The organism is Bacillus sp. UMB0728 (genome assembly GCF_002858875.1).
GTDB classification, from domain to species: Bacteria; Bacillota; Bacilli; order Bacillales; family Cytobacillaceae; genus Bacillus_AB; species Bacillus_AB infantis.
The window spans coordinates 15302-40948 of record NZ_PKLA01000009.1 but is presented as its reverse complement, the minus strand read 5'-3'; the positions used below and the strand labels follow the sequence as shown (position 1 = coordinate 40948).

At 33.2% G+C, this 25647-nt stretch carries 34 protein-coding genes; 29 read left to right on the top strand and 5 right to left on the bottom strand.

Translation table 11 applies throughout. The features are described from left to right. Positions 1 to 62 precede the first annotated feature (62 nt). Both CYJ37_RS25020 and CYJ37_RS25015 read left to right on the top strand, forming a co-directional pair. Positions 63 to 3122: a type I restriction endonuclease subunit R gene (locus CYJ37_RS25020; RefSeq protein ID WP_101552774.1), complete on the top strand. Its 3060-nt coding sequence runs from the start codon at positions 63 to 65 to the stop codon at positions 3120 to 3122. 103 nt (positions 3123 to 3225) lie between these two features. After that, on the top strand, positions 3226 to 4290 hold the full coding sequence (locus tag CYJ37_RS25015; RefSeq protein WP_101552772.1) for a hypothetical protein: 1065 nt from the start codon (positions 3226 to 3228) through the stop codon (positions 4288 to 4290). A gap of 119 nt (positions 4291 to 4409) precedes the next feature. Here CYJ37_RS25015 and CYJ37_RS25010 read toward each other — a convergent pair whose 3' ends face one another. Continuing rightward, a complete protein-coding gene (locus CYJ37_RS25010) occupies positions 4410 to 4919 on the bottom strand; it encodes a hypothetical protein (protein WP_101552770.1) in 510 nt (169 codons plus the stop codon). A 185-nt stretch (positions 4920 to 5104) separates the two neighbouring features. On the opposite strand from CYJ37_RS25010, the gene CYJ37_RS25005 reads away from it, so the two are divergent. Further along, positions 5105 to 5836: a hypothetical protein gene (locus CYJ37_RS25005; protein WP_219620060.1), complete on the top strand. Its 732-nt coding sequence runs from the start codon at positions 5105 to 5107 to the stop codon at positions 5834 to 5836. Further along, positions 5836 to 6390, top strand: a complete 555-nt coding sequence (locus CYJ37_RS25000; protein ID WP_101552768.1) for a hypothetical protein — start codon at positions 5836 to 5838, stop codon at positions 6388 to 6390. The genes CYJ37_RS25005 and CYJ37_RS25000 overlap by 1 nt, the downstream gene beginning before the upstream one ends. A 214-nt stretch (positions 6391 to 6604) precedes the next feature. Here the strand turns inward: CYJ37_RS25000 and CYJ37_RS24995 are convergent, their stop codons facing one another. Next, positions 6605 to 8062, bottom strand: a complete 1458-nt coding sequence (locus CYJ37_RS24995) for a TOTE conflict system archaeo-eukaryotic primase domain-containing protein (protein ID WP_101552766.1) — start codon at positions 8060 to 8062, stop codon at positions 6605 to 6607. A gap of 523 nt (positions 8063 to 8585) precedes the next feature. Between CYJ37_RS24995 and CYJ37_RS24990 the strand changes: the two genes are divergently transcribed. From CYJ37_RS24990 to CYJ37_RS24975, 4 genes are all read left to right on the top strand, one after another. Continuing rightward, on the top strand, positions 8586 to 9485 hold the full coding sequence (locus tag CYJ37_RS24990; protein WP_101552764.1) for a tyrosine-type recombinase/integrase: 900 nt from the start codon (positions 8586 to 8588) through the stop codon (positions 9483 to 9485). Between the two features lie 23 nt (positions 9486 to 9508). Further along, on the top strand, positions 9509 to 9769 hold the full coding sequence (locus CYJ37_RS24985) for a hypothetical protein (protein ID WP_101552762.1): 261 nt from the start codon (positions 9509 to 9511) through the stop codon (positions 9767 to 9769). Continuing rightward, the gene (locus tag CYJ37_RS24980; protein WP_101552759.1) at positions 9759 to 10085 is read left to right on the top strand and encodes a hypothetical protein; all 327 of its coding nucleotides are present in this window, start codon (positions 9759 to 9761) and stop codon (positions 10083 to 10085) included. The genes CYJ37_RS24985 and CYJ37_RS24980 overlap by 11 nt, the downstream gene beginning before the upstream one ends. 1384 nt (positions 10086 to 11469) lie before the next feature. Continuing rightward, positions 11470 to 11997, top strand: a complete 528-nt coding sequence (locus tag CYJ37_RS24975; RefSeq protein ID WP_142385321.1) for a hypothetical protein — start codon at positions 11470 to 11472, stop codon at positions 11995 to 11997. Positions 11998 to 12190: 193 nt separating this feature from the next. Here the strand turns inward: CYJ37_RS24975 and CYJ37_RS24970 are convergent, their stop codons facing one another. Then, positions 12191 to 12913: a helix-turn-helix domain-containing protein gene (locus CYJ37_RS24970; protein ID WP_180827447.1), complete on the bottom strand. Its 723-nt coding sequence runs from the start codon at positions 12911 to 12913 to the stop codon at positions 12191 to 12193. Between the two features lie 190 nt (positions 12914 to 13103). Here CYJ37_RS24970 and CYJ37_RS24965 point away from each other — a divergent pair, with 190 nt between their 5' ends. The 9 genes from CYJ37_RS24965 to CYJ37_RS24925 all read left to right on the top strand — a co-directional run bounded on the left by CYJ37_RS24965 (position 13104) and on the right by CYJ37_RS24925 (position 16546). Then, on the top strand, positions 13104 to 13508 hold the full coding sequence (locus tag CYJ37_RS24965; protein ID WP_101552753.1) for a hypothetical protein: 405 nt from the start codon (positions 13104 to 13106) through the stop codon (positions 13506 to 13508). Continuing rightward, on the top strand, positions 13492 to 13956 hold the full coding sequence (locus tag CYJ37_RS24960) for a hypothetical protein (protein ID WP_101552751.1): 465 nt from the start codon (positions 13492 to 13494) through the stop codon (positions 13954 to 13956). Before CYJ37_RS24965 ends, CYJ37_RS24960 begins: the two co-directional genes overlap by 17 nt. Positions 13957 to 14077: 121 nt before the next feature. Continuing rightward, on the top strand, positions 14078 to 14344 hold the full coding sequence (locus CYJ37_RS24955) for a hypothetical protein (protein WP_101552749.1): 267 nt from the start codon (positions 14078 to 14080) through the stop codon (positions 14342 to 14344). 98 nt (positions 14345 to 14442) lie between these two features. Beyond that, positions 14443 to 14850 carry a recombinase family protein gene (locus CYJ37_RS24950; protein WP_101552747.1) on the top strand — a complete coding sequence of 136 codons (408 nt, stop codon included), beginning with the start codon at positions 14443 to 14445 and terminating at the stop codon, positions 14848 to 14850. A gap of 28 nt (positions 14851 to 14878) precedes the next feature. Further along, positions 14879 to 15097 carry a hypothetical protein gene (locus CYJ37_RS24945; protein ID WP_101552745.1) on the top strand — a complete coding sequence of 73 codons (219 nt, stop codon included), beginning with the start codon at positions 14879 to 14881 and terminating at the stop codon, positions 15095 to 15097. Further along, positions 15094 to 15531 carry a hypothetical protein gene (locus CYJ37_RS24940; protein ID WP_101552743.1) on the top strand — a complete coding sequence of 146 codons (438 nt, stop codon included), beginning with the start codon at positions 15094 to 15096 and terminating at the stop codon, positions 15529 to 15531. Before CYJ37_RS24945 ends, CYJ37_RS24940 begins: the two co-directional genes overlap by 4 nt. A 70-nt stretch (positions 15532 to 15601) precedes the next feature. Next, positions 15602 to 16057: a hypothetical protein gene (locus CYJ37_RS24935; protein WP_101552741.1), complete on the top strand. Its 456-nt coding sequence runs from the start codon at positions 15602 to 15604 to the stop codon at positions 16055 to 16057. Continuing rightward, a complete protein-coding gene (locus CYJ37_RS24930; protein WP_101552739.1) occupies positions 16054 to 16326 on the top strand; it encodes a hypothetical protein in 273 nt (90 codons plus the stop codon). The genes CYJ37_RS24935 and CYJ37_RS24930 overlap by 4 nt, the downstream gene beginning before the upstream one ends. Beyond that, positions 16316 to 16546, top strand: coding sequence for a hypothetical protein (locus tag CYJ37_RS24925; protein ID WP_142385319.1), 231 nt, complete (start codon positions 16316 to 16318; stop codon positions 16544 to 16546). Before CYJ37_RS24930 ends, CYJ37_RS24925 begins: the two co-directional genes overlap by 11 nt. Before the next feature lie 349 nt (positions 16547 to 16895). Here CYJ37_RS24925 and CYJ37_RS24920 read toward each other — a convergent pair whose 3' ends face one another. Together CYJ37_RS24920 and CYJ37_RS26950 are read right to left on the bottom strand one after the other, a co-directional pair. Beyond that, positions 16896 to 17123, bottom strand: a complete 228-nt coding sequence (locus tag CYJ37_RS24920; RefSeq protein WP_101552736.1) for a hypothetical protein — start codon at positions 17121 to 17123, stop codon at positions 16896 to 16898. 204 nt (positions 17124 to 17327) lie between these two features. Further along, entirely contained in the window at positions 17328 to 17522 is a 195-nt protein-coding gene (locus CYJ37_RS26950; protein ID WP_142385318.1) for a hypothetical protein, read from the bottom strand. Between the two features lie 136 nt (positions 17523 to 17658). On the opposite strand from CYJ37_RS26950, the gene CYJ37_RS24915 reads away from it, so the two are divergent. From CYJ37_RS24915 to CYJ37_RS24860, 12 genes are all read left to right on the top strand, one after another. Continuing rightward, entirely contained in the window at positions 17659 to 18018 is a 360-nt protein-coding gene (locus tag CYJ37_RS24915; RefSeq protein WP_101552734.1) for a hypothetical protein, read from the top strand. A 92-nt stretch (positions 18019 to 18110) separates the two neighbouring features. Continuing rightward, entirely contained in the window at positions 18111 to 18347 is a 237-nt protein-coding gene (locus CYJ37_RS24910) for a hypothetical protein (RefSeq protein ID WP_101552732.1), read from the top strand. A 145-nt stretch (positions 18348 to 18492) separates the two neighbouring features. Beyond that, the gene (locus tag CYJ37_RS24905) at positions 18493 to 18690 is read left to right on the top strand and encodes a hypothetical protein (protein WP_101552730.1); all 198 of its coding nucleotides are present in this window, start codon (positions 18493 to 18495) and stop codon (positions 18688 to 18690) included. Positions 18691 to 19132: 442 nt separating this feature from the next. Continuing rightward, positions 19133 to 20005 (top strand): GGDEF domain-containing protein, encoded by an 873-nt coding sequence (locus tag CYJ37_RS24900; protein ID WP_180827445.1) that lies wholly within the window; start codon positions 19133 to 19135, stop codon positions 20003 to 20005. Between the two features lie 166 nt (positions 20006 to 20171). Next, positions 20172 to 20846 carry a phosphatase PAP2 family protein gene (locus tag CYJ37_RS24895; protein ID WP_101552726.1) on the top strand — a complete coding sequence of 225 codons (675 nt, stop codon included), beginning with the start codon at positions 20172 to 20174 and terminating at the stop codon, positions 20844 to 20846. Between the two features lie 60 nt (positions 20847 to 20906). Beyond that, complete coding sequence (locus CYJ37_RS24890; RefSeq protein WP_101552724.1) at positions 20907 to 21524, top strand: DedA family protein; 618 nt, start codon at positions 20907 to 20909, stop codon at positions 21522 to 21524. A 16-nt stretch (positions 21525 to 21540) separates the two neighbouring features. Continuing rightward, complete coding sequence (locus CYJ37_RS24885; RefSeq protein WP_101552722.1) at positions 21541 to 22365, top strand: undecaprenyl-diphosphate phosphatase; 825 nt, start codon at positions 21541 to 21543, stop codon at positions 22363 to 22365. A gap of 174 nt (positions 22366 to 22539) precedes the next feature. Then, positions 22540 to 23298, top strand: coding sequence for an ABC transporter ATP-binding protein (locus CYJ37_RS24880; protein ID WP_180827444.1), 759 nt, complete (start codon positions 22540 to 22542; stop codon positions 23296 to 23298). Further along, complete coding sequence (locus CYJ37_RS24875; protein ID WP_101552719.1) at positions 23298 to 24053, top strand: ABC transporter permease; 756 nt, start codon at positions 23298 to 23300, stop codon at positions 24051 to 24053. Before CYJ37_RS24880 ends, CYJ37_RS24875 begins: the two co-directional genes overlap by 1 nt. Position 24054: 1 nt before the next feature. Then, complete coding sequence (locus tag CYJ37_RS24870) at positions 24055 to 24594, top strand: DUF2393 domain-containing protein (protein WP_101552717.1); 540 nt, start codon at positions 24055 to 24057, stop codon at positions 24592 to 24594. Positions 24595 to 24604: 10 nt separating this feature from the next. Continuing rightward, complete coding sequence (locus CYJ37_RS24865) at positions 24605 to 24787, top strand: aspartyl-phosphate phosphatase Spo0E family protein (RefSeq protein ID WP_257964306.1); 183 nt, start codon at positions 24605 to 24607, stop codon at positions 24785 to 24787. 130 nt (positions 24788 to 24917) lie between these two features. Then, the gene (locus CYJ37_RS24860) at positions 24918 to 25586 is read left to right on the top strand and encodes a PepSY domain-containing protein (protein ID WP_101552715.1); all 669 of its coding nucleotides are present in this window, start codon (positions 24918 to 24920) and stop codon (positions 25584 to 25586) included. Positions 25587 to 25647 lie beyond the last annotated feature (61 nt).

Here is a 25647-nt window from a genome sequence, read left to right as displayed (position 1 = left end):
ATAAAAGATTTGAGTTTAAAGTTAATAATTTTGTTTTTATTACTAAGGAGGTGTATATCATCATGTCCAGACCTCTAGGTGAATCAGCATTTGAAGAAACTACAATAGAAAGATTGAAAAGGATTGGCTATGAATATCTTTATGCACAAGAATTGTTCCAGCGTGGCGAACGTGAACAACTGCAGGAAGTAATTTTATTTAATAGGTTTGAAGCCTTCTTAAGGAAGGCTTATCCTACTATACCAGAACAAGAAATAAGACGATTGACAGGCATATTTACTTCCCCAGATGGAGTGAATCTAATTCAGCGTAATCAAGAATTCCATCAAATGTTAGTAAAGGGAATAGAGTTTAGTTATGAATTGAATGGAGAGAGAGTTACTTATCACATTTTCCCTATTGATTGGGGAAACCCTGAGAACAATGATTTTCTAGTAGTTAATCAACTTTCAATTGAAGGAAGAATGTCGCGTAGACCAGATATAGTAATTTATATAAACGGTCTTCCGCTTATTGTTTTTGAATTAAAAAACCCTAATAGTGAACAGGCAACGGTCAAAGACGCTTATACACAAATTCAAAACTACACATATGATATTTCGCAATTATTCAATTTTAATACTTTTACGGTTGTATCGGATAATGTAGAGACTAAGCATGGAATGCCGTTTGCTGATTATGATTTCTTTGCTTCATGGAAATCAATTGACGGACGTAATGTAGATAATAATCGCGCTAATACAATGCGCACATTAATTGAGGGCCTTTTTCCTAAAGACCGTTTACTCAACTATATTCGGAATTTTATAGTCTTCCTTAAGGCAGGCGATAAAACTAAGAAAATCGGGGCAAAATACCACCAATTTTTCGGGGTTAATTTTGCAGTTAAGGAAACCGTTCGTGCTACAAGACCTGAAGGAGACCGTAAAATTGGAGTAATGTATCATACTACTGGATCTGGTAAATCACTTAGTATGCTTTTCTTTGCCGGAATATTAAGCAGACACCCTGAACTAAAAAATCCTTCCATTGTTATCCAAGTGGATAGAAATGATTTGGACGAACAATTGTACGATACCTTTGTTGAGGGAGAATCATTGATTGGCAAGGTTGAAAGGGCAAGCAGTACCGAGAAATTAAGGACAATCCTTAGAGGGGAAGCAACACCTGTTGTGTTTTCTACTATAGAAAAGTTCCGTTTGAAAGGTGAAGAGACAAAACACCCTGTGCTCTCAGAACGAAGAAACATTGTAGTGATAGCAGATGAAGCACACCGTACACAAGCAGGGTTTGAGGGTGGTTATGCAGCACAATTACGTTTTGCACTTCCTAATGCCTCTCATATCGGGTTTACGGGAACACCAGTTGATTTTGTTGGGAATAATACAGAAGAAATATTTGGTCACACCATTCACCGTTACGACATGGCTCAGGCTGTTGCTGATAAGGCAACATTACCAATATATTATGAAAGTCGATTAATTCCGTTAGATTTGACTGCTGAGGATATCGATGGTCAGTTAGAAGACATATTTGTTGATAATGGTGAAAATGATGACGCAGAAGGCTATAAAAGAAAATGGGCCGCTTTAGAAAAAGTCGTGGGAACTCCAAAACGGCTCAAACGCCTTGCAAACGATATCGTATCACATTTTAATTCATTGGCCAATCCTTTTCAAAAGGCAATGATCGTATGTATGAGCCGCCAAATTGCTGCTGACTTATATGATTGTTTAAAAGAAGTAGAAGGATGTCCTAGAATGGAAGTTATCATGACAGGTGATGTCTCGAAAGACCCACGGGAATGGAGAGAAATCCAAGAAGGAAGCGAGTATTCCCATATTAAGTCTAAGAAAGAACAAGAAGATGTTAAGGCTAAACTACGTAATCCAGAAGACCCGCTTAAGTTTGTTATTGTTGTTGATATGTGGTTGACTGGTATGGATGCTCAGCCACTGTCTTATCTGTATGTTGATAAGCCTATGAAGGGGCATAATCTAATGCAGGCTATTGCTAGGGTTAACCGCGTGTTCCCCGGTAAAGAAGGTGGAGTGGTTGTAGATTATATAGGGATTGCTACTTCACTTAAAGAGGCAACACATAAATATACTAATGGTGGAGGCACAGGTAATCCCGCTTATGATATTGCTGAAGCAATTCGGATTTTTAATGAGAATTTAGAATCAGTTAGAAATTATATACCTTCCAATATAAAAATAGACGGTTGGAGACAAAAAGGACAGATTGATAGAGAAGACTTTATAGCAGATATTGTAAATGTTTTATTAAACACAGATACAGAGGATTATATACAATATGCAACAAAACTAGAAAAATCATATCAACTTGTTAAAAGCCAGCCAGAAGTAATGGTACTAGCAGATGATGTAACTCTTTACTTAATGTTAAAAGCACAGTTAAGAAAACATCTACGTCCTCCGGGTGAAACTGCAGGAGGAAATAAAACTTTAGAGGAGCAATTATCGGTATTACTAGACCAAAATCTCCTTGCGAAAGAAACTGTGGATGTCTTTAAAGTGGCAGGAATTGAAAGACAAGATATTAGTATCCTTGATGAAAAGTTCTTAGCAGATTTAACAAAGAAAGAGCACGAGGATTTACGATTAAAACTTCTAAGAAAACTGCTTGAGGATAAAATTAAAGTTACATTTAAGCAAGGTAGTTCTCAATCTAAAACAATGCAAGAGTTATTGGAGAAAACGCTGACAGATTACCATAATCGTGTTATTCAAGCAGCAGATGTCGTTAGAATGATGATTAAAATGCGAAAAGAAATGGAAGAGGAAATTCGTCGACGTCAGGATTTAGGGCTTTCAGAAGAAGAGGTTGAATTTTACAAAGCCATTTCTTCATTAGAAGAAGGTGCCTTTTCAAACGAGTTCCTTGCCAACATAATTCATAAAGTTGTTAAGGAACTAAAAAAGAAATTAGACGTTGATTGGACTAGCCCGCACCGTCAAGATGTATATTCTAAGGTTAAACTTGCTGTGAAAATGGTTCTAATAAAAGAAAAAGTTAATGGCCAGCAATTGCAGTTTCTAACTAACCGATTTATGGAACAGGCTGAACAACAATATAAAGATTGGCCAATTGATGCATAGATAGTTATTTCAAAATCAGGGGAGGTGGTACTTACCGCTTGCTCTGATTTTGTTCTTAACAGAACAACAAATTTGTTAAATTTATTTTGGAGGAGAGCACTTAATGGATAATGAGTTTCTTTCTGCTTTTAAGATGTTTCAAAAAAAGCAAGACATGCTAAATAAGGCTCTAAGAAATCCAGCAATTGAAGCAATGCAAAGACAACAGGATAATATAAATAGATTAATAGGTAATTCAGCGACAGTGGGATTTGATCGATATCAGGGGATTGCCTCCATTATGAACAACCCGGCATTTAGGGAATTACAAAATCAACAAGATACTTGGAATAGACTAATTGGGAATTCTGCTGCAATTGGATTGAAAAAGTACCAGAGTGTTGCAAGTGTAATGCATAGTCCAGCATTTGATAATTTAGTTAAACATCAAAGTACTATAAATGGGATTTTTAAATCCTCAGCATTTGAAGCAATACAAAAGCACCAAGATACTTGGAGTAGGCTAGTAGGTAACTCAGCATTTACTGGATTAGAGAAGTATCAGGGGATCACTAGTGTAATAAGTAATCTTGGTTTAGATAATTATCAAAATAGCATAACTCAAGTCATGAATAATTCCACTTTTGAGATATTACAAAAGCACCAAGATAGATGGAGTGAACTTTTTAACAAGATTTCAGATTTAGGTATTAACTCAAGTACTTTTTCAGAAATGGTTGAAGAATTACAAGAGGTATATGACGAAATAGACAGTAGTTCATCAGTTTCTGAAGAAGAGAATATAAATGACAAGGAAATCAAAGAAGTTATTCAAGGGATTATTTCGTATTGTATGCATATTGTTACAGTCTTCCATGTGGTCGATACAAAATATATTTGGGATATTCTAACTAAAATATCAGTATTAATGACAATTCTATTGCCTCTCGTACCTGTGGATGAACCGAATACGCAAGAGGAAAAAGTTCAGATAATAAACGTTAATGGGGATAATAATACAATTAACATTGAAAATACCGATTCTGGAACTATTATCATTAACACAGGTGATAGAGAAACTGATGTGAATGTTATTAAAGATAATACCGAAAGTGTAGAGGAACATGGAAATAAAGTTGAAGAACTGGAAAAGGACAAACTTGATATTTCAGCAGGGCTAAAAACATAGACAAAGAGTGGGACTGTTTACTAATTTAAATTGATGCCAGAAGTAGGCTCTAGTAAGTTACGTTTTCACTAGAGCCTTAAATATTCCTAAATACTGGGTAATTGCTTAGAATACCTATCCTAAGATATATAGTCTTTCTTATGAGGAACTAGGACAATGTCCGCTACTTCGTATCTAGCATTTATGTTTTTTTGATCCCAATTCAAGGGCATCACCCTTCTAGATAATGATTTGTGTTCTTGTGAAGTTACTGTCGCTGTCCATAAATATCGATCTAATAAACTCCTAATAAATTCCTCTGTTAAAGTTCCGTCTTTTGCTTTTTGTTCACAAATATCTTGTATGTATTTTTTCTTAGGTATAAGATGTTCGTATTCTAACCCAGTTACCGTGTTAGTCTTTAATACTTCTAATGCAGTAGGAGTTGCAAAGTCAGTTGAATAGCGCTTGTCATTCCACTTCTTTGGCAAGTCCTTTGTGGCTAAATAGATATGGAGGTTAGCAAGAAACTTACCTTTTCCTTCATGAATTCCCTTCATAAAGAGCGTATCATCAAATGGCAGTGTATTTAAAAAATAATAATATTTGCTGGCTAATGTATTAATAATAACTTCTCTTCTTTTATCCACTAAAAATCATCTCCCTCTTAAATAAAGAAAAGCCAATTAACATTATACAGTATAAATCTAGTACCTTTATTTTTATGTTGATTTATAGCATCCTAATTGCATCCTAGTTGTAAAATACTAGAAAGGTTTTATGATAAAATAAGAATAAAATTGCTCGTGTTAATATTATTTTGAGGTGATTCCATTTGGTAGGTAAGAAACAAAATTTTATAGGTTCTCCAAGTTCCGTAGGAGAACAAGGCAATTGGCAACTTAAGCCTTATACACCAAAAAAGATCGTAAAAGAATTAAATGAGTACATGGAGCATGAAAAGCCTGAACTACCAATAAAAGAAATAGAGTTAGCAGAACTAGATTTTAAAGCATTCTATAATATTGAGAAATACCTATTCGATACCGTACATGAAAGATTTAAAGATCAAGGCCATTTAAGTGCTCCTGATTTTTTCTTGATTGTCATTTGGAAATCAAACCGTTCAAAATCGAAAATTGCCAAACGCTTATTAGAGATGGGTTATTCTAGCATACAGGAGGCTGTAAAGTCGATAACGGCTGAAGTTAATAAATTGAATGATTCAAAACAAAGATTAAAATTTCTAATGGCAAATTGCGAACTCAGGCTACCGATGGCAAGTGCTATTTTAACTGTGTTATTTCCCGAATCATTTACTGTCTACGATATTAGGGTGTGTGATGTTCTTCAAGAAATGGGGTACCATTTTCATAGTTTAACGGACCGAAAGTTTTCAGAAGGATTATGGGATGATTACACGGCTTATATAAATGCCGTTTCAGTTACCGCTCCTGAAAAATATTCTTTAAGGGACAAAGACAGATACCTATGGGGTAAATCCTTTTATGAGCAGTTAGTAACAGACATCAGCAACAATTTTAATGTATGCAATGAGGGTGAGTAATGAATATCGATACGATAAAGACAATAGATAATGCTATAAAAGAAATCTGGTGCAATAATATAAAATATGACTATGAAAATTTTAGTTTACTCAAGGAGGACACACTAAAGAATTCATTTTATTTCCATCTAAGAAACAAGTTGACTGATAAGTTCTTAGAAGAAAATATGCTGAAAATATATACTGAATACTATCATGATGGATTACGAGCAGATCTAGTCATAGCACAGTTATGTGAAGAACCCGGTTTAAATGGGCATTTAAGGAATGATGTGGTTGATATTTTAGCAGTGGTTGAAATGAAATATAAGTACGATACTAATGATGATCCTTTCAAGCAGGATATTGTGAAAGTACAAAACTACATTAAAAACCTTAACTATAAAAATTGCCTGTATTATCTAGCGTTTATACATGAGGTTATTAACCCCGATAAAGAATATACATGGTTAACTCAAAAAGACTTGAAGTGGGCCGTGGGTAAAGTAACGGAACTTAATGGCTATTTTATTGAGGGAAACGATGCTCCATTATTCCAAGTTACTTCCTATTAATACTTCAAGATGATATTCCCGGATTTAACCAAAATAATTCAAAGGATTAATAAAGATATATTTGTAAACTTGTGAAAAAACAATGAAAAATTAAATAGCCACATTTCATAGGGTAGGCAAATAATTTCTACTCTTTGAAATGTGGGCTAAAAGGAAAGTGATTATTGACATGATTAAATATGACTGAATTAATTTACATACAAGTACTTAATTATTATTCTTTAGATTGTTTTTCCAGCGCTATATTCAATAACTCACTAATATTCCACCATTCATTATTAGGGAATAACTTCAAGATGAGTTGAATTCGCATATTACGATAGGACTTTACATTATCCGCCATGACACTAATAGAAACTTCCTTATCTACATTTAGCCAATTAAGATTTAGTTCATAAATATTTGGATGGCTTTCAAGTTTGTTTCCTCTTACATATATAGGTGATCTTGTAACCCTAATAATGCTTTCTTGCTCAAGTAACTTAATATGGTTTATGGCTGTTTTGATGGAGCAATTAGCAGCCAACGCGATTTGTTCGTAAGTCATAAAAAACTCATTATTTCTATCTGCAAACCGTTTTGAATGAATAAATAAAGCAGTAAGAGTTTTTTGAAATTTTTTTGGATACTGACACAGTGTTAACAATTCACTTCTAGATATAATAATTTCTGATAATCCTTTGGAGAGCACAACATTTTTTTTATAAACTAAATTAACGATTCTAGTAATTTCTTCAAAGCATTCTTCAATTGGGGTCTTAAAAAAGACCTTATTCTGTCGTCTCATCCAGTCCCTTAATTTTTGTTCACATTCATATTTGTTTTCATTTAAGGTATTAAAATAAACTGCCAGTTTACAAGTAACAGCATTTCTAGTGCCCGGCTTCCTTAAGCCATTTTTGTATAAATCCTCTAGGGAATCTAGTGTATCCTCCGACAAATCTATATTTCCAAAAGCAGAATTCTCTAATTTTCTACCTTCACTGTCTGTATCTGGTAGGTTCTCGTCATCTTCCTGTAAATCCAATATTAAACTCTTCACAATATCAGCATTCATGGGTTCAATGCCTAAAAAGTAATCAAAGGATTGAATATTAGTAAAATTATTTTGCACGTCAACATACCAGCAGATGTTATTACTCTTATCTTTATTTTTGTAATTAATACTGAGTGGAAGTTTCAACCCCTGTGTGGGTGTTGGACGGAGTTCAATTTTCCCATTTATTTTTCCATCTAGTAAGTTATATGCTTCTGAAACTGCTGCATTAAAAAGTACCCTCATTAAGTTGTAAGGGATTTCCTCTGAGAAATAAACATCAACGTGATATCCCTTTGTACCGCTCCAACTAGTGAAAATTTTATCCGAAGGTATTCCGATAGTGTTTAAAGACTCATGGAGAGCCAATACTACTTTTTTAGCCTCAGGTATATCTGGAACGTCTACATCAAAAGTGACAAATTTAGTGTGAGTTTTTCTGCAAAAAATACCGTAAGTGCTTTTTCGTAGTATATGTGATGTTATAAACCCATTGTGAAGAGAATCGTGATTCTCGTTATTATATTTATTAAATGTGTAGTAATTACCATCTTCATTAAGTTTAATATATTTGTATCTAGTAGTAATAAACAATTGATTCACTTTTTCAACAACTTGATTTATATTGTCTTTCATTAATCATCCTCTCCTTTCACATGCCAAATTAATTGGCTTATATTTGTTATAGCATAAAAAGAAAAAGACGAGGTGAGCATGTTGCGAGATTATTGTAGTGAAAAGTTAAGAAAATATGAAAATCATAATTACACATGATATTCTTATATAAAACCTATTTAAAGAATAGTAAATAATAATAATTAAGTACTTGTATGTAATTTTTTTCAATTATATTAAACATATTTATATTGTATTGTGTAAAGGAATTGATCGAAGCCGAATAAAGGGATTTCTGATGAGTTCTTTCTCTTTGTATTGTGGAAGACATGAGTAGGGTATACGGAAATTAATGTTACTAAATAAATGAGGTAAAAGTGCTGGCAAAGGGTTTCAAACGCGCTATAATACGACCAAATAAGTTTTGTCAGATAATATGGTTTATGCGACATGATTACTTCATTTTTGTATTTTTTCTCGTCGCATAACACCTATAAAAGAAACACTGTTTTCGTCGTATAACATAGTAGGGAGGATTATTATAATGAACTCGGTTCCAGCCACTATTTCACAATCACTTGAAAGTTTCAAAACATATCTTTTAGAAAATGACAAAAGTTTAAATACCATTAAAAGTTACTCGCAGGATTTAAGCCACTTCTTTAAATGGATTCATCAAAGATATGAACCACCACATTTAATTTCGATGCTTACTTCTACTGATTTGAAAGATTATGAACGACAACTTAAATCAGATACTTCAATTGCACCAACCACTGTCAATAGAAGATTGGTTTCATTAATGAAATGGTCAGAATTTCTATTAATTATTGGATCAACAAGCATTAATCTTTCCAATAACATTAAAATCAAAAAGATCCAAAAACAGAATAACATACGTTGGCTTACAAGAAAAGAAGTTGGGAAATTACTACATGCAATTGAATTGACTAAGCAACAAAATTACAAAAAAGGCATGCTTCATCAAATGATAGTGTATTTGGCTGTAAATTTAGGTCTTCGTGTACAGGAGATTTGTAACGTCAGACTTTTGGACGTAGATATAAAAAGGGAAATTCTTAGAATAAATGGCAAGGGTGATAAATATAGGGTGATCCCTTTGACCGAAAATACTAAAGAGGCAATTCTTAACTGGTTAGAGGAAAGGGATCAAGAATCTGATTTTTTACTAGTGAGCAGCAAAAGTAACCATATTACTACAAGAGCAATTCAGCATATATTTAAGAAATATAGTAATCAACTAGGGATTGAGATAACTCCTCACTCATTACGGCATACATACTGTAAACAGTTGGCACAGCATGGCGTAGATATCCAATCTATTGCCGAACTTGCTGGCCATAGCAGTATTGAGACTACAAGAGTTTATGTAACACCTTCAATTCAGGAATTGCAAAATGCTCTGAAAAGAACAGAGTTTTGAATAAATAGGAAAGAAGGATATTTATGATTGAAAAAGTATGGGATAGAATATTAGATTGTGAGGGGAATACTTTTAGACAGATAAAAGGTGGGGAATTTACATACACCATTAAAGGAAATGCTATTCATTTAAGTAGGACTAACCGTTTAGTATCTAAAAGTACAATTAATGAAGCGCTCAAATATGTGCCTATTAAAAATACAGTTCCTCTTCAGAATTTACAAGCACCTTCATATCTTTATGCCATTTTAATGGATGAAAGAATTAGACAGAATGATTGGTAAAACAAATGCAATACAAATATTCAATGAAATTATAGATATATATAAAGTAAAATCCCCTCTTTTCTATAACTTAACTATAGAGAGGAGGGGATTTGTTTTGGGTGATTATATATTGTTAAAAGATATTGAGTTACATGGGCAAAAATATCGATTTGCTATTTTCGACAAGCAGGAGAATGGTGTTTTGTGGTATTATACGGCTTTTGCGGAAATTTTTGAAGAAGATGATTTTGAACTGATTCACGGGGGACAATTTAAAACATTAAAAGAAGCCGAAAACGATATCAAAGCATTAATAGACCTTTTGATAAATTGAAATATCTTTGCAGGAATTATTAACGGGTGAATTTATTAGGAAGAATTACAAGGGGGAAAGGATTCAAGAGTCTTTCTCCTTTTTATTTTTCAGCAGGTTACGATTTATATGCTTTCGAGTATTGATTATCAATGATTATTAATAATTATTACTGTTATTTCCATTATAAATCATTATTATCATTATAACTATTATAACCACTAGGAACTGTTAATGTTATTTATAACTGTTATTAATCATTCAGTTTTGTTATTAACTAACCTAGCCATTCTACACAAAGCATTATGAAAGTTTGATTTGAATCATCAATAATTTTTGGAAAATATTCAGGTGAAAAAAATAAATTTCTTCAAATGAAAAAAATCCATACATAGTAGTAAGAAATAAATAGTTGCTACAGGAAAAATGGAGAAAATAGAATTAATTAGATTTAGAACGACATTTAATCTAAATCACCCGACAGGGCCTAAAATCGTTGAAGATAAGAGATTCTGGGGAATTTAGAAATGACATAATTTAAGTGGCATGAAAATCCTATTTTCATAATTACTTTTGGTGCCTCTCCATTTTAATAGATGTAAATCATAAAATTCATGTGTAATTGAACAATCTTTTATCACTATTCCTCTTTATTTTAAAAATTCTAGCAAAAAACTTGCGGATGATTAGATTCGCGCTATAGTTATCATCAAACTAAATTGGAAGGTGATCTTGTGGGAATGTACTTTGGTTTAACATTCAATGGAGAGAGGTATCCAGAGGAAAAGTTCAAATGGTTTTCCAATTTATGGGGGAATTATGACTTGGAATATAGCATCATTAAAAAACATTAATCTCCACAGTGACATTGAAGTCCCCATTTATTACCTTACAAGCATTATCTAAAAGAAGACAAAAGACAATACTAGGACAAAAGACAAGGTGTTGATCATAAAATGGAAAATCAATCAGAGTATACAAAAGAACGAGTGGAAAAAACAAAAAACTTGGTGCAATTGCTAGAGTTGCTGCAAGAACTGAGAAAGAAATATGCTCCATTTTTAATGATAATGAAATATTATTTGTAAAAGATATTTGGTGTGGCAGTGAGAATCCAATTGGTTTGTCATTTAGAAACCTATTGCTATATAAAATTGTGGATTCTAAACATAAGGAAGTATTGAGCACTAAATGGGATGTTATCAAAAAATAATTTCGCGAAAAATTAATGACCTAACTGATTATCAGGCTTTTACACTAATTCGGATTTCGGTTCAACAACTGAATTCTTAAAGATGACGCCTATCTGATCGTTAGGATTCATACTTCCTCAGAAGGATGTCGCAAATTTAACGATATGAACACCGTAAAGTAGAAATAAACGAAGAAAAAGGGAATGAACATATTGGGGATCGTAGTAGAGAAGCAATGGCATAAAATAACCTTAATAGCAATAACGATTTATTTTTCTTTAATTTTTACAACTATATTCTTGCCAGCAATGTGGATACATTATAGGATTCCAACCATTGACTACTATCTCAACTCATTTGTCATAATGCTTTTAGGAGGAGTACTTTTTAATATCGTGTTATCCACCAAATATCATGCGGCAAAGAGAGATTTAGATAATGGCATTCCTAGAGGTTTTGTAATAAAAGTATTTGGTGGTAAGTTGATTGCATATATGTTGCTATTTGTTATTATGGCTTCTTTAACTGGTGATATAATACCTTATTTATATTTGATGATTTTTCTTATGAGTGGAGGATTTGTCTGGTTTTGTACTCTTCGAGGTTACATACATGCTAAAAATAACAAAGAAAAGGGTGAAAACGAAGAATATTATAATCCTTGGCTAGGGAGGTTATTATTCTCAGGTATTGCTTTGTCATTACTGTTGGGGTATCTGTACTTAACCTTAATTGAATAAGTGTTCTTATATAAACACTTAAAATTCTGTTTTATTAAAAGTTTCCCCTTAGACTCTTAGTTGTACCTCTAAATATCTTATGTTGATCCTTTCTAGGATGTCGAAAAGACCAAACAGTTTAAGATGTTTGGTCTTTTCATATAAAGTGAAGGACTCTATTAAGAAATGAACAGTAAATAACCATTTTTAACAGTTAATCGTCTTCGGAAAGTTCCTCTAACATTCTTAGTGCTTTCTGTCCATTAGCAACGTTTATCCCTATATAACTTTTTAATAATTTTATTTTCTCCTTACGTGTTTTGCTGCTATGTTCTTCTAATTCTTCAAGAGTTATTGTATCTCTAAAACTATACTCCCCATGAACGGATTCAGTTAACCTTTTTGATAGTGCCTGCAATTCATCCCTATTATTGTTTTCTTCATTTTTTGCGAGAGTAATCGCACTAAAAAATATTGTGATTAGCAATTCATATATTTTCCTTCTTTCCTCCCTTTCGTTAATTGAAAGATCCTCCAAAGATTTATTGAACTCTTCTTGAAATATTGCTTCGAGAATTCCAAATAGCGATTTAGAATGTATGGTTTCTTCAGAAATATCAATAGTGTATCTTTCCTTAAAGTGATCCTCAATCTTATCAGAAGAATATTCAAAGAACTCTTCTAAAAATTTATGATCAAAAATGTCCAGTGCGTATTTCGAATTGCCAATTAAATAATCTACCGATGTAAAAAAGTGATTTGCTATTTTTACAATATCCTCCAATGTAGGTCTTCTAATGTCATTTAAGTATTTTTGCAAAGTAGAACGATTAAAACCGAATTCCTCCACTAGGGTATCTTTGGCAACATTGAATCCATTATCCTCCAATAGTTTCTTCAATTGCTTTCCAATCATTATTTTTGATTCATTACTCAAAACAAAATCACCCTCACAGTTAATTTTCTTATATGTACATTCTAGTTCACTGAGCCAAATTGTGCAAACCAAATCACATTTTGGCTTTACATGCAATTTTTTGTGTGATATCATGATCACAAGTTGTTAGTCACAAAATGTGAATGGATAATCACAAATTGACTAAAAAATAAATCCGGGGGGAATCATAATGGATAAGAAAGTCAGGGAAATAGGATTTTTGAATTTGATTGAACTAGTCACAAATGGTGATGGAGATACTGCTGAGGGTTTAGTGATGTTAGGTTGTGGAGGAGACTTGAACGATTGGGTTGATGGTGTGTCTGAAGAACTTCATAGTGCTGGAGTAACAAATACAAACGATCCCAGAATCCTTTGGGGAAATATCTATAAGACCATTACTAAAGATCAAAGGATTGATTTAATCTTTATGTTTAATAAAGACTTTAAAGAAACATTCAATGTATCGAAATTAGCAATTTGGAGAATCAATTGGGGTGGCGCTAGTTGGTTAAGTGATTATTTAAGAAACTTTGCAAGTGATCATGAGGATGATGAAATGTCAGGGGGAGAATTAGATGTTCACATTAGATGAAACGAGTGAATTAAGAAAGATGTTTCCTAATAACGATGATGTACTAACAGATGAGGAATTCAAAGTAATGGGGTGGTACATTTATTCTCTTTGGGGTAAGAACGATTTTAAGAATGAAGAAATTATCTACCGTAAGGAAACAGGTGATATCTTCAACTACTTCTTTGAATATGATAATCAACTCTTCATGCTGTCAGACGAGTCCATTTACTGGGGGCAAGGTGAAATTAGTTTAAGGAAAGTTTGTGACACTAAAGGGGAAATAAGCAAGAATTACATTAAGAAGTTTATAAGGAATGTGGAATGGGCTAATGAATATGACTACTTTGAAGGCAAAGAGGACGAATTTGACTTTGATTTGCACGGAGAAGGGCATGAACACCATGTTGAGATGGCATATGGTCTTATTGAAATTCTAAGAAACAAGGGCTATAAAATTTCAGATTAGAAATTGCAAATCAGATACGAGAAGGGCAGTATGTAATCCTTTAAGGGAATTTGATTGATATTTCAAAGGGGGAAAATCAGGGCCAGATCATGTAATTCCCCTTCAATAAGGAGGGATTTTTGTGATAAGCAATGAGGAGAACAAATTCCATGTTGGAGAAATAACTGCAAGTTTTGGTGTGAATATTGCAGGGATAGATGTTTGGCATAATCAGGGTACTTTAGTTTATGTCCTCGCAGAAGTTTTTGACGAGGAAGATTCTGATTTTATATTGTGGTATGTCATTATGAAACCTGACAGTAAAGTGGTTCAGAGAATAAATTCTGACTACATCAATATTAAAAGCCGTGGTATTATACCAAGATTTCCACATTTTGTAGAAGATTAGTATTGCAGGTGCTCGTTTGCCGGAGCATCATCTGAAATCAATTAGCATTAGGATTTTTAATAATAGGAATTCAAATGATCTAATGGGAGGTAATTTCATTGTACAAGAGTCTAGAAAATTATGTATGTAAAGGTTTAAATGGCTGCCTTAATCATGCGGTTCCGTTTGGTTATAGGTTTGATGAAAATAAAATTCTTCAGGTTCATGAAGATGAGGCGATGATAGTTAGGGAGATTTACAGATTGTATCTAAAATGGTGCTCGTACCAAAAGGTGAGCAAGGAAATAAATAAAACTTCATTGAGTTGGTTTGATTTAAAAGTACGATTCAGTCCATATGAAGTGAAACAGATTCTTCGGGATATTGTATATACGGGTGACTATATCTACAGGGAGTATTCGCACGGAGGAAAAATAACATTTGAAAAGTATTTTCCCTTTCACCATGATTCCATTGTTCCTAGAGAAATCTGGAATAGAGTTAATAATTCTTATCTTTATTTCTAAAATATTGTTAAGTCATGGAGGAAAATGTATGAACTGGCTTCGAAAAACAATAATCGAAATGAATTATAAAGGAATAGCATTATATTCACTCATAATGGGAGCAATATTAGGATTAGCATCAAACTACATAGTGGATAAGAAACCCGGCCTTGCTATTACGTTTCTTATACTTTTAATCGTATCCTCACTAAACACAAGTGCGGAACGCTGGACAAAAGCAAATGAAAAACGGGAGGTAAGAAAATGATAAAACCACGGTTCAAGAGTGAAAAAACTGCAAAGTTCGTCTTGCTAATTGGAAAAATCGTTACAATGATGTTCACAACCGTTCTAACTTACCCACTCGTACTTTTTTTAGGCGAGTTTCAAATGACACAAGAAAGTTGGCTTTTATACATCGGGGGCACGGCTGCGGGAGTTCTGTCAGGGAAGTTAATACTACATGGAGAGGTAAATATAAAAAAGACCAGATGGATTATATTCTTGTCGTGTTTAACCATGATACTTGTGGTTAATATTCTAATGAATATTGATGACAAAGCGCTTATCACTATTTTAGGATTACTTGTTGGAATTCCAAATTATGCAAGTCTTAAATACCATTTTAGTGATCTTGAAAAGGAAGTAAAGAATTATTTTAAAAGGAAAGATTATAGAAGGTATAGGGTATTCCGAATCTGAATTAGAATCGATGAAAGCATTATTTTTTAACTATGTCGAACTTCAAAAAAATTATTAGGAGCGTGTTAATATGAAGGAAATCAGAGCACTATCTGTATTGATTAGAAAGAACAATACTGAACATGAAGTTCAAGAGGAGTATAGTGAACATAAGCATGAACTGATTAAATTTTCGGAAGAGAAGGGACTTGCCATCAGCAAGTTTGATATTTTCTCTAAACCACTGCAAGAACTCATCTATTACTATAAGCCGCAGGATATGACGGAATATGTTACATCTTTAAGGTTTAATGAAACTATACTTATATTCAGCCCAATTTTCTTAAATGTGTTTAGTTTACAGACACTTGAAAGAATGTCTATGAAAAATATTGACTTCATATTTGCTTTCTATGGCGAAAATAAGTCAATGATAATGAAAGAGATGACAGCGAAAGAGTATGTGAAGTTAAGGAAAAGAAATAAAATCCCGAATCTTTGTTACTTCCCAATTAGTATAGCAACTAATGAGGGGGTGGCAATATGAAAACAAAATATAGTAGACCAATTATAAAAATCGATTGGTCAGGTCCAGAGGGAAATGTCTACCATGTAATGTGGAAGGCGGAAGCGATGCTTGAATATTTAGAGGAATTTGATAAGAGTGAGGAACTTAACTATCGGTTTCAACATGATGGTTTGAAAAGTTATGAGGAAGTTCTGGATTTGGTCAATGAGTATGTAACAATTGAAAATATGGATGCCTATTATTCTCTTAGAGCCCAACTTGATGGGGAGGAGAATTATGATGAGTAAATTGTATTTAAAATTGGTTTCAATGGAAGACAAGCGTGTGGAGTTTAGTGTTAATTTTCATCGTGTTTCAGAGTTATGTTGTGAATTGCAGTTAGTTGATGGAAGGGTAATTGACATCATAAAGAAAATTACAAATGAATTATCTAATATAAATATTAGAACTGACGAAGATGCAGAACGTGCTATGAAAGTATTAAGGAAATACGTGGAATTTGAATAGATAAGAGGTAGGGAGATAAACTCCTTACCTTTTTGTTGTATTGAAACAACACAAGCATTTAAAGGTGGGGATGGGCAAAGGTGGACTAACATTTCTCACGAATGTCTATCGTTACGATAGGTTAAGATGGAGAAAAGTTATTAACACACAGATTTTAAATTTTCTGAGTGTTTTTGTTTGCTATTTATAATAAAGACTTCTTACCATAATTTTATAGAGGTTGGCTGCTTATTTATGCTAATGTTAAATGGTGGATATTTCTAGGGCTATTGGAGGATTTTGTTTGGTGATCCTACCTACTTACTAATATAAGCAAACTTTATTCTAATTAAACACTTCCCCATATGCATTAATTAAGTTCTGCCTGAACATCTGCAACAAGATTGTCAATTTGCTTATACGTAAGGTTATGATTAAAAATACGATTAATTATTCTTACAGGAGTTTCCCCGTCTTGTTCACCAATATAACTACTTGTTACTAAATCCCACTCTCCACTTTTCCAAACAATAATCTTGTCATAGTCCTCACCTCTTAAAATACGTTTTAATTGTGTAATATCTTTCAACTTAATCATATAAATCACTCTCCATTTCTTCTTCATTGCATTGTTAGTTTGCTTGTCCCTTTTTTATCTTGATAATTTCTAGATAAAATTTTAAATTTAAAGGAGCAGAAAACCGCTCCTTTAAAGAAAATAAGATAAAATGAAATTAATATATTTGTATACTTCAGTGAACCCACTTATCCTATTAATCTTTTGGGGTTCGATTCCTTGTTTTTAGTCAAAAATTTTATTTTTTGATAGTATTTTCTGCTCTTCAATTCTGGCTGCATTGGCTGCTAATCTTGCAATTTCAGAACGAACATACTCCTTTTCTTTCTCAAAATCTACCTTTGAAAAAGATGGAGTAGAAGTACCCTTTACCATTTCTTCACCTCTTCCTTTAAAAATCAGCGCGTTTATATCGTTCATAATATAATTTTACCGTACATAAAAAGACCATTAAAGCATGGAAAAATATAACGGTAAAAACAAATACAGGTTTTACCTCCTCTATCTTTAAGTGTACCAGTGTAATATTAATTTTTAGGATAAGGGGAGAATACTCATGAAAGCCAAAGAATTATTTAGTTTCGTAAAGAAAGATGAGTTTGAACCAGCATTTGTAGAGTTTTATAGTGCGGATCATAATATAATTTTAACCCGCTTTGAGAGGGTATTAAAAACGGATAAGAACAAGGACCAATGGATGTACTTTGTATATATTTTCAAAAGAGAACCAACAAAAGGGAAAAAGGACAATCTTGGAATTTCCGTTTATAACAAAATTTTTCACTCTTATGAGGAATTTATGGAAAATCTATATTTTATATTAGGGGAATATTTAGTAGACAGTCATGAACTCATAAAGTGCATGAATTTAGCAAAAAAATTAAATCCAAATTATTACGATGGACAGGGGATATAATTCCCTGTTTTTTTACTTATCTGGGGCTCTAAATAACCCTAACCTACGTTATCATATCTGTATAAATTAATTATCAGGGAGGAAATATTACTATGATTATAGATGTATATTTAAAACATAACGTTCCCACTATTGCAGCAGTAAGACTTGCATTTATGCACCTATACAAACAAATCCAATTAGGTATTGCAGATCCCGTTCAAGTTGAAGAAATGATGTTTAATATCATGAATAATGAGGATTTTTATTTAGAATTTAAAAAAGATGACTTAATGTGGGGTAGGCTGGTTTCATTTGAAAAATATTTATTTCGATTTGGTGTAATTTAAGTGTGAAACCCTACTTATTAACTATCATATTTTAAAAATGTTGAAGGAATTAGACCTTAAATGTTTAACTGTGATTCATATAACTTCCCCTCCAATGACAGTAAGTCATCAATGATAGTTCGAGTTATAAAGGGGGTGGGATACTATGGAAGAAATGAGTATACAGAATTTGATTGAGGTAAACAAAATGTATAAATCTGCAGCAAGTATTAGGGAATTAATCCAGAATGATTGCGTTATTATTACATTGTACGACAAATTGGGTTATGAAGATGATGCAACTGTTCTTACTTTTGAAGAATATGAACTTGTTAAGAATGATTACTATATTCACTTAAACTGAAATGTATATCCTTTAGAATATAAGTTGCATTATTATTTTATGAAGACAATCCTTTGGTTCTCGTGACAAAAGGAAAAGACCATTCAGTTCATAAAGGCTGACTGGTCTTTTTGTATGTAAAATATCTAATTAAAAAGATTCTTGGATGACAATCCCTTGATCGCTAAGTACTGCCCTAGCCAAAAGGGATGTCGCAAATTAAACTATATAAAAAACACGATTTCAGATAATTTTAAGGAAAAAACGAGAATTATGGAAAACACATAAGAAGAAAGTACAGGCGGGAGCACATACTAAGAAAGATCACTATAAACTACTTTCTAGTAAAGTAAATGTCAGGGAAATACCCAATTATAAAATTTTTTTAATCATGGCATAGTATTTATTTCATTATTTGATGATATATTTTAGTGGATTTAATATTCTTATTGGGGTTGGAAAAATGAAGATTTTAATATATAAAAACTCCGCGTTTTGGATTCTAGTTGTTTTCTTTTTGATTTTACCCATTATTTTAGAAAGTTTTTTACCGATACACTTCTTTAGCAGTTATTGGTTCTTAAGTTTCCCTTCGATTTTCATTGTTTTATTTAGGTTTGGTCCCAAATCAGGTATTACAATACTATGTATATCTTCGGTTATACACGTTTTTTGGGAAGTGTTTGAGTTTTTTGGAACGGGAAAGTTATTATCCAAAGAAGAATTTGAAATGATTACTATAGTTAATTTGGTTAAAGTTTCCGTTACTGTACTTACCACTGTCTATTTGATGAAGATAAATCGACAAAAGAAAGAATTACAAATATTAAATGATAAATTAGCAAAGTTGGCCCATATGGATCACCTGACCGGCCTACCCAATCGATTAATGTTGCAGGACTACATTAATCAGGAAATAAAGAATAGTAAAAAATACAACAAGAAATTTTCTGTAATGTTCTTGGACCTAGATCGATTTAAGGAAATCAATGACACTTTGGGACACGCTACTGGCGATTCTTTATTAATTCAAGTTGCTGAAAGACTTCAAAGAAGTGTGCGAAAAAATGATGTCGTTTTTCGATTAGCAGGAGATGAGTTCGTTATAGTTTTGGAGGATATAACTAGGGAGGAATGTATAAATGTGGCGGAGAGAATAATTAACGTAATGTCCGATTCATTCATATTGGAAGGAAAGGAATCGAATATTTCCCCTAGTATCGGAATTAGTTTTTACCCTGAAAATGGTGAAAGTTATCAGGTGATATTAAAAAATGCCGACAAAGCCATGTATATCGCCAAAATGAAAGGAAAAAACAATTTCCAATTTGTTTAACTAATAACAATTAAAGGGGTAAAACTCCTTTTTTATTTATGTTACATAAAAATACAACATTAAATTTTTTTAATCCTTCCATACTTAAATTTTCATTTTTACTTGTTACTCTCATTAGGTATCCAGAACACTATTTTATTGATAAATGAAAGTAGGAGTTATCGAAATGAAATTAAAAGGGCATTTATTAAGTGCTTTTCTCATAGGCCTTGTTTCACTAATTGGTTTTAGTTGTATGGCGATTCTAATTAGTGCTCAGAAAATTGAACGGTTTGATCAAACGTTGATTTCTTTTATTCGGGGTTATGAATCACAAGCATTGACCACAATCATGAAGTTTTTTACATTTATAGGGTCATTTCCTGTGGTGCTGGTTTTATTTTTGATAGTGTCATTTATTTTATATAGTGTACTAAGATGCCGGGCCGAAGTTTTTTTGTTAGGAACGGTCATTATAGGAACGCAAGTAATAAATCAGACTTTAAAAGTAATTTTTCACCGGGCCCGTCCTGATTTCCATTTGTTAATTGACGTGGGTGGGTATAGTTTTCCAAGTGGACATGCAATGAGTGCCTTCGCCGTTTATGGTATTTTGGCATTTATATTTTGGCGGCATATTCTCAATCGTTTTGGGCGAACAACAATTGTGATATTTAGCAGTTTACTTATCCTCATAATTGGTACTAGCCGTATTTATCTAGGGGTACACTATCCAAGCGATATTATCGGAGGATATTTTGCAAGCAGCGTCTGGTTAACAGTTTCTATTTGGTTCTTCCAAAGGTATAAAGAGAAAGAATATACAAGAACTAACCTATATAAGAACAAAGGAATTTACTAATTTAATTTTCCTTAGCAGGACGAACATAGGGGATTTACCAATAAACAAGGAGTGTTTTTAATGGAAAATTGGATTACGGAAATAATGAATAGTTTTGGTTACATGGGGATTTTCCTCCTAATTATGTTGGAAAATATTTTTCCCCCTATTCCATCTGAGGTCATACTAACCTTTGGAGGATTTATGACAACAACCACAAATATGAGTGTTACAGGTGTTGTGATAGCCTCGACTGCCGGCTCAGTAGCAGGTGCAGTTGTTCTTTATGCGATTGGGACCCTTCTTAATGTAAACCGTTTAGAAAGAATTGTTGATAAATGGGGTCACATATTGCGTCTTACTAAAAAAGATATTCATAAGGCACAGTCTTGGTTTGATAAGTATGGTGTTTGGACTGTTTTCTTTTGTAGATTTATCCCCTTAATCAGAAGTTTAATATCGATTCCAGCAGGTATGGCACGTATGAACTTTTGGTTGTTTTTCCTTTTAACGACAGTTGGAACAATGATTTGGAATATAGTCTTAATTAAAGTTGGTGCAGCGGTTGGTTCTTCGTGGCATGATATAGTCAATTTTATGGATGTTTATTCTAAAATTGCTTATATCATCTTAGCCTTCATTTTCATTATTTTATTAGGAATCTATGTAAAAAATAAACGGAAAAAGAGCAGGGGCTAAGGAGGTATGATTGCGCATGGATTCAGGGAATGTGATTGAACTATTAAAATATTTATTTTTAGGACTTGTTCAGGGGATTACGGAACCAATCCCTATTTCATCGAGTGGGCATCTAGTATTATTTGAACATTTTTTTGGCTTAGAAATTTCGGGATTAAGTTTTGAGGTTCTGGTCAACTTTGGTTCTTTACTAGCCGTATTATTCATTTACCGGACAGATTTAATACAATTAACAAAAAATAGTGTATCCTATTTAGTCGTTTCAGATAAAACCGAAAGTATGAAGAAAGACTTTTATTTTGTCCTTTATCTGATTATCGGTACCATCCCTGCTGGAATTATAGGAGTCCTATTTCAAGACCAGATAGCAGCCATCTTTAAAGGAGTAAGGGTTATTGGCTTTACTCTAATACTAACGGGGATTGCTCTTTGGCTAATCCGAAATTTAAAGGGTAGTAAAGGCGATGGTGAATTAACTCTCAAGGATTCTATTATAATTGGGTTATCTCAGGCAGTGGCATTAATACCGGGGATCAGTCGTTCAGGTGCAACCATTGTATCTTCTATGGCCCTAGGAACAAAACGCGAGACTGCACTTAAGTTTTCCTTTTTTCTCTATATTCCTGTTAGTTTAGGTGCGATGATATTATCGTTTACCGATTTAATTCACGATCCAAATATGGGACAACTTTTCCTTCCATATACACTAGCATTTATTGCTTCTTTAGTTGCTTCCTATTTTTCGTTAAAGTGGTTCATTAATATTATGAAAAAAGGAAAACTTGGTTATTTTTCAATCTACTGTTTTGTAGTTGGAATTGCAGTCATTATTTTAGGGTAAATAAATTCTTGTATTTCTACTCCACTTAAATGGTGGAGTATTTTATTTTGTTGATTATGAAAATATTTTCATCAAAATTTTATGTTGTGTTTTTTAATCCTTCGGAAGCCGTTCATAGTCTTCCTTTATGTTAAGGATGTACTTAAAAAGTTGGGTATTAAGGGAGGGTTTAGAATGATTAAGGCAACAAACTTAACAAAACAATACGACAATGGTTTTGTGGCTGTTGATTCTTTGAATCTTCAGGTAAATAAAGGCGATATATACGGATTCTTAGGACCAAATGGTGCAGGGAAAACGACGACTATCCGAATGTTAAATGGATTAATTGAACCTAGTGACGGGTCCGTAACCATTGAAGACAAGGAAGTTAAGAAAGAGAACGCATCGGTGAGCAGATTAATTGGGGTATTGCCAGAATCGCATGGTTATTATAATTGGATGACTGGGAGAGAGTATTTAAAATTATTTGCCGAACTTTATGGTGTTGATAAGAAAAGGGTTAAGTCAAGGGTTGAAGAGGTTCTTGAGTGGGTAGGCATGGCCGGGAAGGCAGATATTCCAATTGGACAATATTCACGGGGGATGAGGCAGCGGATCGGTATTGCGAAAACCATTGTACATGAGCCCTCTATTATCTTTCTTGATGAACCTACGTTAGGTTTGGACCCACAAGGGCAAAAGGATATACAATCGATTATCACGAGATTAAATCAAGAACAGAATGTTACTGTTTTTATCACATCACATTTATTAAAGGAAATATCGGAAATCTGTAATCGTGTGGCCATTGTAAAACAAGGGAAACTGCTTGAAGAAGGGTACTTAGACGAATTAATAACAGGGTATCGTTTAGTCTTAAAGAATGAGAATCCTACATTAGAGGATATATTCTTTAGTCTAACATCCGATGAAGTTGGGGGGAGCATCTAATGACTAGTTTGATAAAAAAGGAGATTAGGGAACATGTCTTTTCCCGAAAAGGAGTTTGGATTTTCCTTGCCATTTCCATTTTGTTCAGTGGTTTAACCTATAGTTTTATATCAGTGAAGGAACTGAGTTTACTTGCTCAGGTCGAAGTAAATATGACTTTTATGAAAGCATTAATTGGTATCAGTATTTTAGTATCCATCATATTAGGGTCAACTATGGTTTCCGGTGAAAGGGAGCAAGGAACTTTAGAAAGTCTTTTATTAACCCCCCTATCAAAAGTGAAAATAATCCTTTCGAAGGTAGTAGGAATTTTAGTTTTCTGGCTGATCATCTCAATGATTTCTATCCCCTACTTCTATGCATTGACATATGGAACGAATATGTTGCCTACGATTTTAGGTTATTTATATCTAATTGGATTACCGTTGGTAATTAGTTTTTCATTACTGTCATTAGCCTTTTCTTCATGGATAGCATCAAGTAAAAATGCAACCCTTTTGTCGATTGTCCTATTTTTGGTGACGGCCATACCAATGTTTCTTTCAACAACAATGAAAAAATCTGGATTTGCTCATTTAGTTGATCTGTTGAGCCCTGTTTCCGCTAGTATGCTGACTTTAAAGGATTGGTTAGTAAATAAATTAAGTGTTTCCTCTATCTTTATGGATAGTTTGCCTGTGTTATGTTTCTTGGCTATATCCATCATTTGCTTATTCTATGCAAGTAAAAAAATGGACTTTTTAGGAGGGGAGTAATTTGCTAAAAAAAGCAGGAATCGTTTTAGCGCTACTTCTAGTATTTGTAGTAACCGGGCAAAATGCTTTTGCTATGGAACAACCAAACGTTGAGGTGAAAGTAATCTCGCCTAACCAAGTAAAAGATTATCCGGGGAAAGAGACAACGGTTAAAGCGCAGATAACGAATCATACCAACCAATCTATAAAGGATTTAGTCGTTTATATCACTATGGCTGATATGGGTAAAAAATGGACGGTTAATTTAGAAGACTATAGTGCAGATAAACCGGAACAAGTGAAAGAATTAAAGCCGGGGGAAACTAAGGAAATTTCACTGCCCATACGCTTTGTGTATACCAGCAATTATTATCTATACGTAACGGCTGCTAGTGCTGATAGTTTAGATATTAATTCAAGTAATGGAATTCCTATCGAAATTATGGGTAATACAAAGATTAATCCGACGATTATACAAGTTGTATCAATAGGAACCCCACTTATTATTTTGGTCTTTGTGGTATTGAATTTTACAAAAAATAGAAGGAAGAGAGTTGCTTAAGGAATAATATATGGTTCTGGAAAAAGACTCAATTTTACTAAAACAGGATATTGAAAAAATGATGGTAGAAAAGCAACAAGAGTTAAATAATGTAGTGTTGAAATATGGGTTAAGAAGTAAAGAGGCCCTATATATAAGTCAAGAATTGGACATTATGATCAATCAAGTAATGAAGGAAAAAGCACTCACATAATTACTTATAAGAAAATGAAAATTTTTTCACGTAAAGGTTAATTAAATTTTAAATTCAATTCAGACTTACTTCATGGTAGGGGCTTAAGATAAGGATGTACCACAGTTTAACAATATGAGGAGGAAGACAAATGAAGAAAAAGTTTATAGTACCAGCATTGGCAGCAGCAATTATTGGAGGAGGAATAGCAGGGACTGCTATAAATACCTCGGTATTTGCAGCAAGTGCAGACACTAGTAATAGTAAAGTAGAGGTAACAGATGAACAGGAGCAGCAGCAATTGGCGAAAGAAGCAACCATCACTAAGGAAGAAGCGATTTCAGCCGCATTAAAAGAGGTTGCTGGAAAAGCAGCAAAGACAGAACTTGAAGACGAAGATGGAACCGTTGTTTATGGTGTTGAAGTTACTGACGATCAAGGAAAGAACCAAGATGTAAAAGTAGACGCCAAAACAGGCAAGGTTTTAAAAGTAGAGGCAGATGACGAAAATGAAAAGGCTGATAAGGAAGAAAAAGAAGATAAGGATAGTGAAGTTTCCGATAAACAAGAGCAGCAACAATTAGAAAAGGAAGCGACAATTTCGGCTGAAGAAAGTACAACCATTGCTTTAAAAGAAGTAAAAGGCCAAGTAACGGATACTGAACTTGAAGATGAAGATGGAACTGTTGTTTATGGAGTTGAAATAACAGACGACCAAGGAAAGAAACATGATGTAAAAGTAGACGCCAAAACAGGTAAGGTCTTAAAAGTTGATTTGGATGATGAAAATGATTCCGAAAGTGACAGCGAACAAGAGTAAAAAAGTAAATTGAAATAAGTCCTACTTGCTTGTAGCAAGTAGGACTTATTGATTTTATATG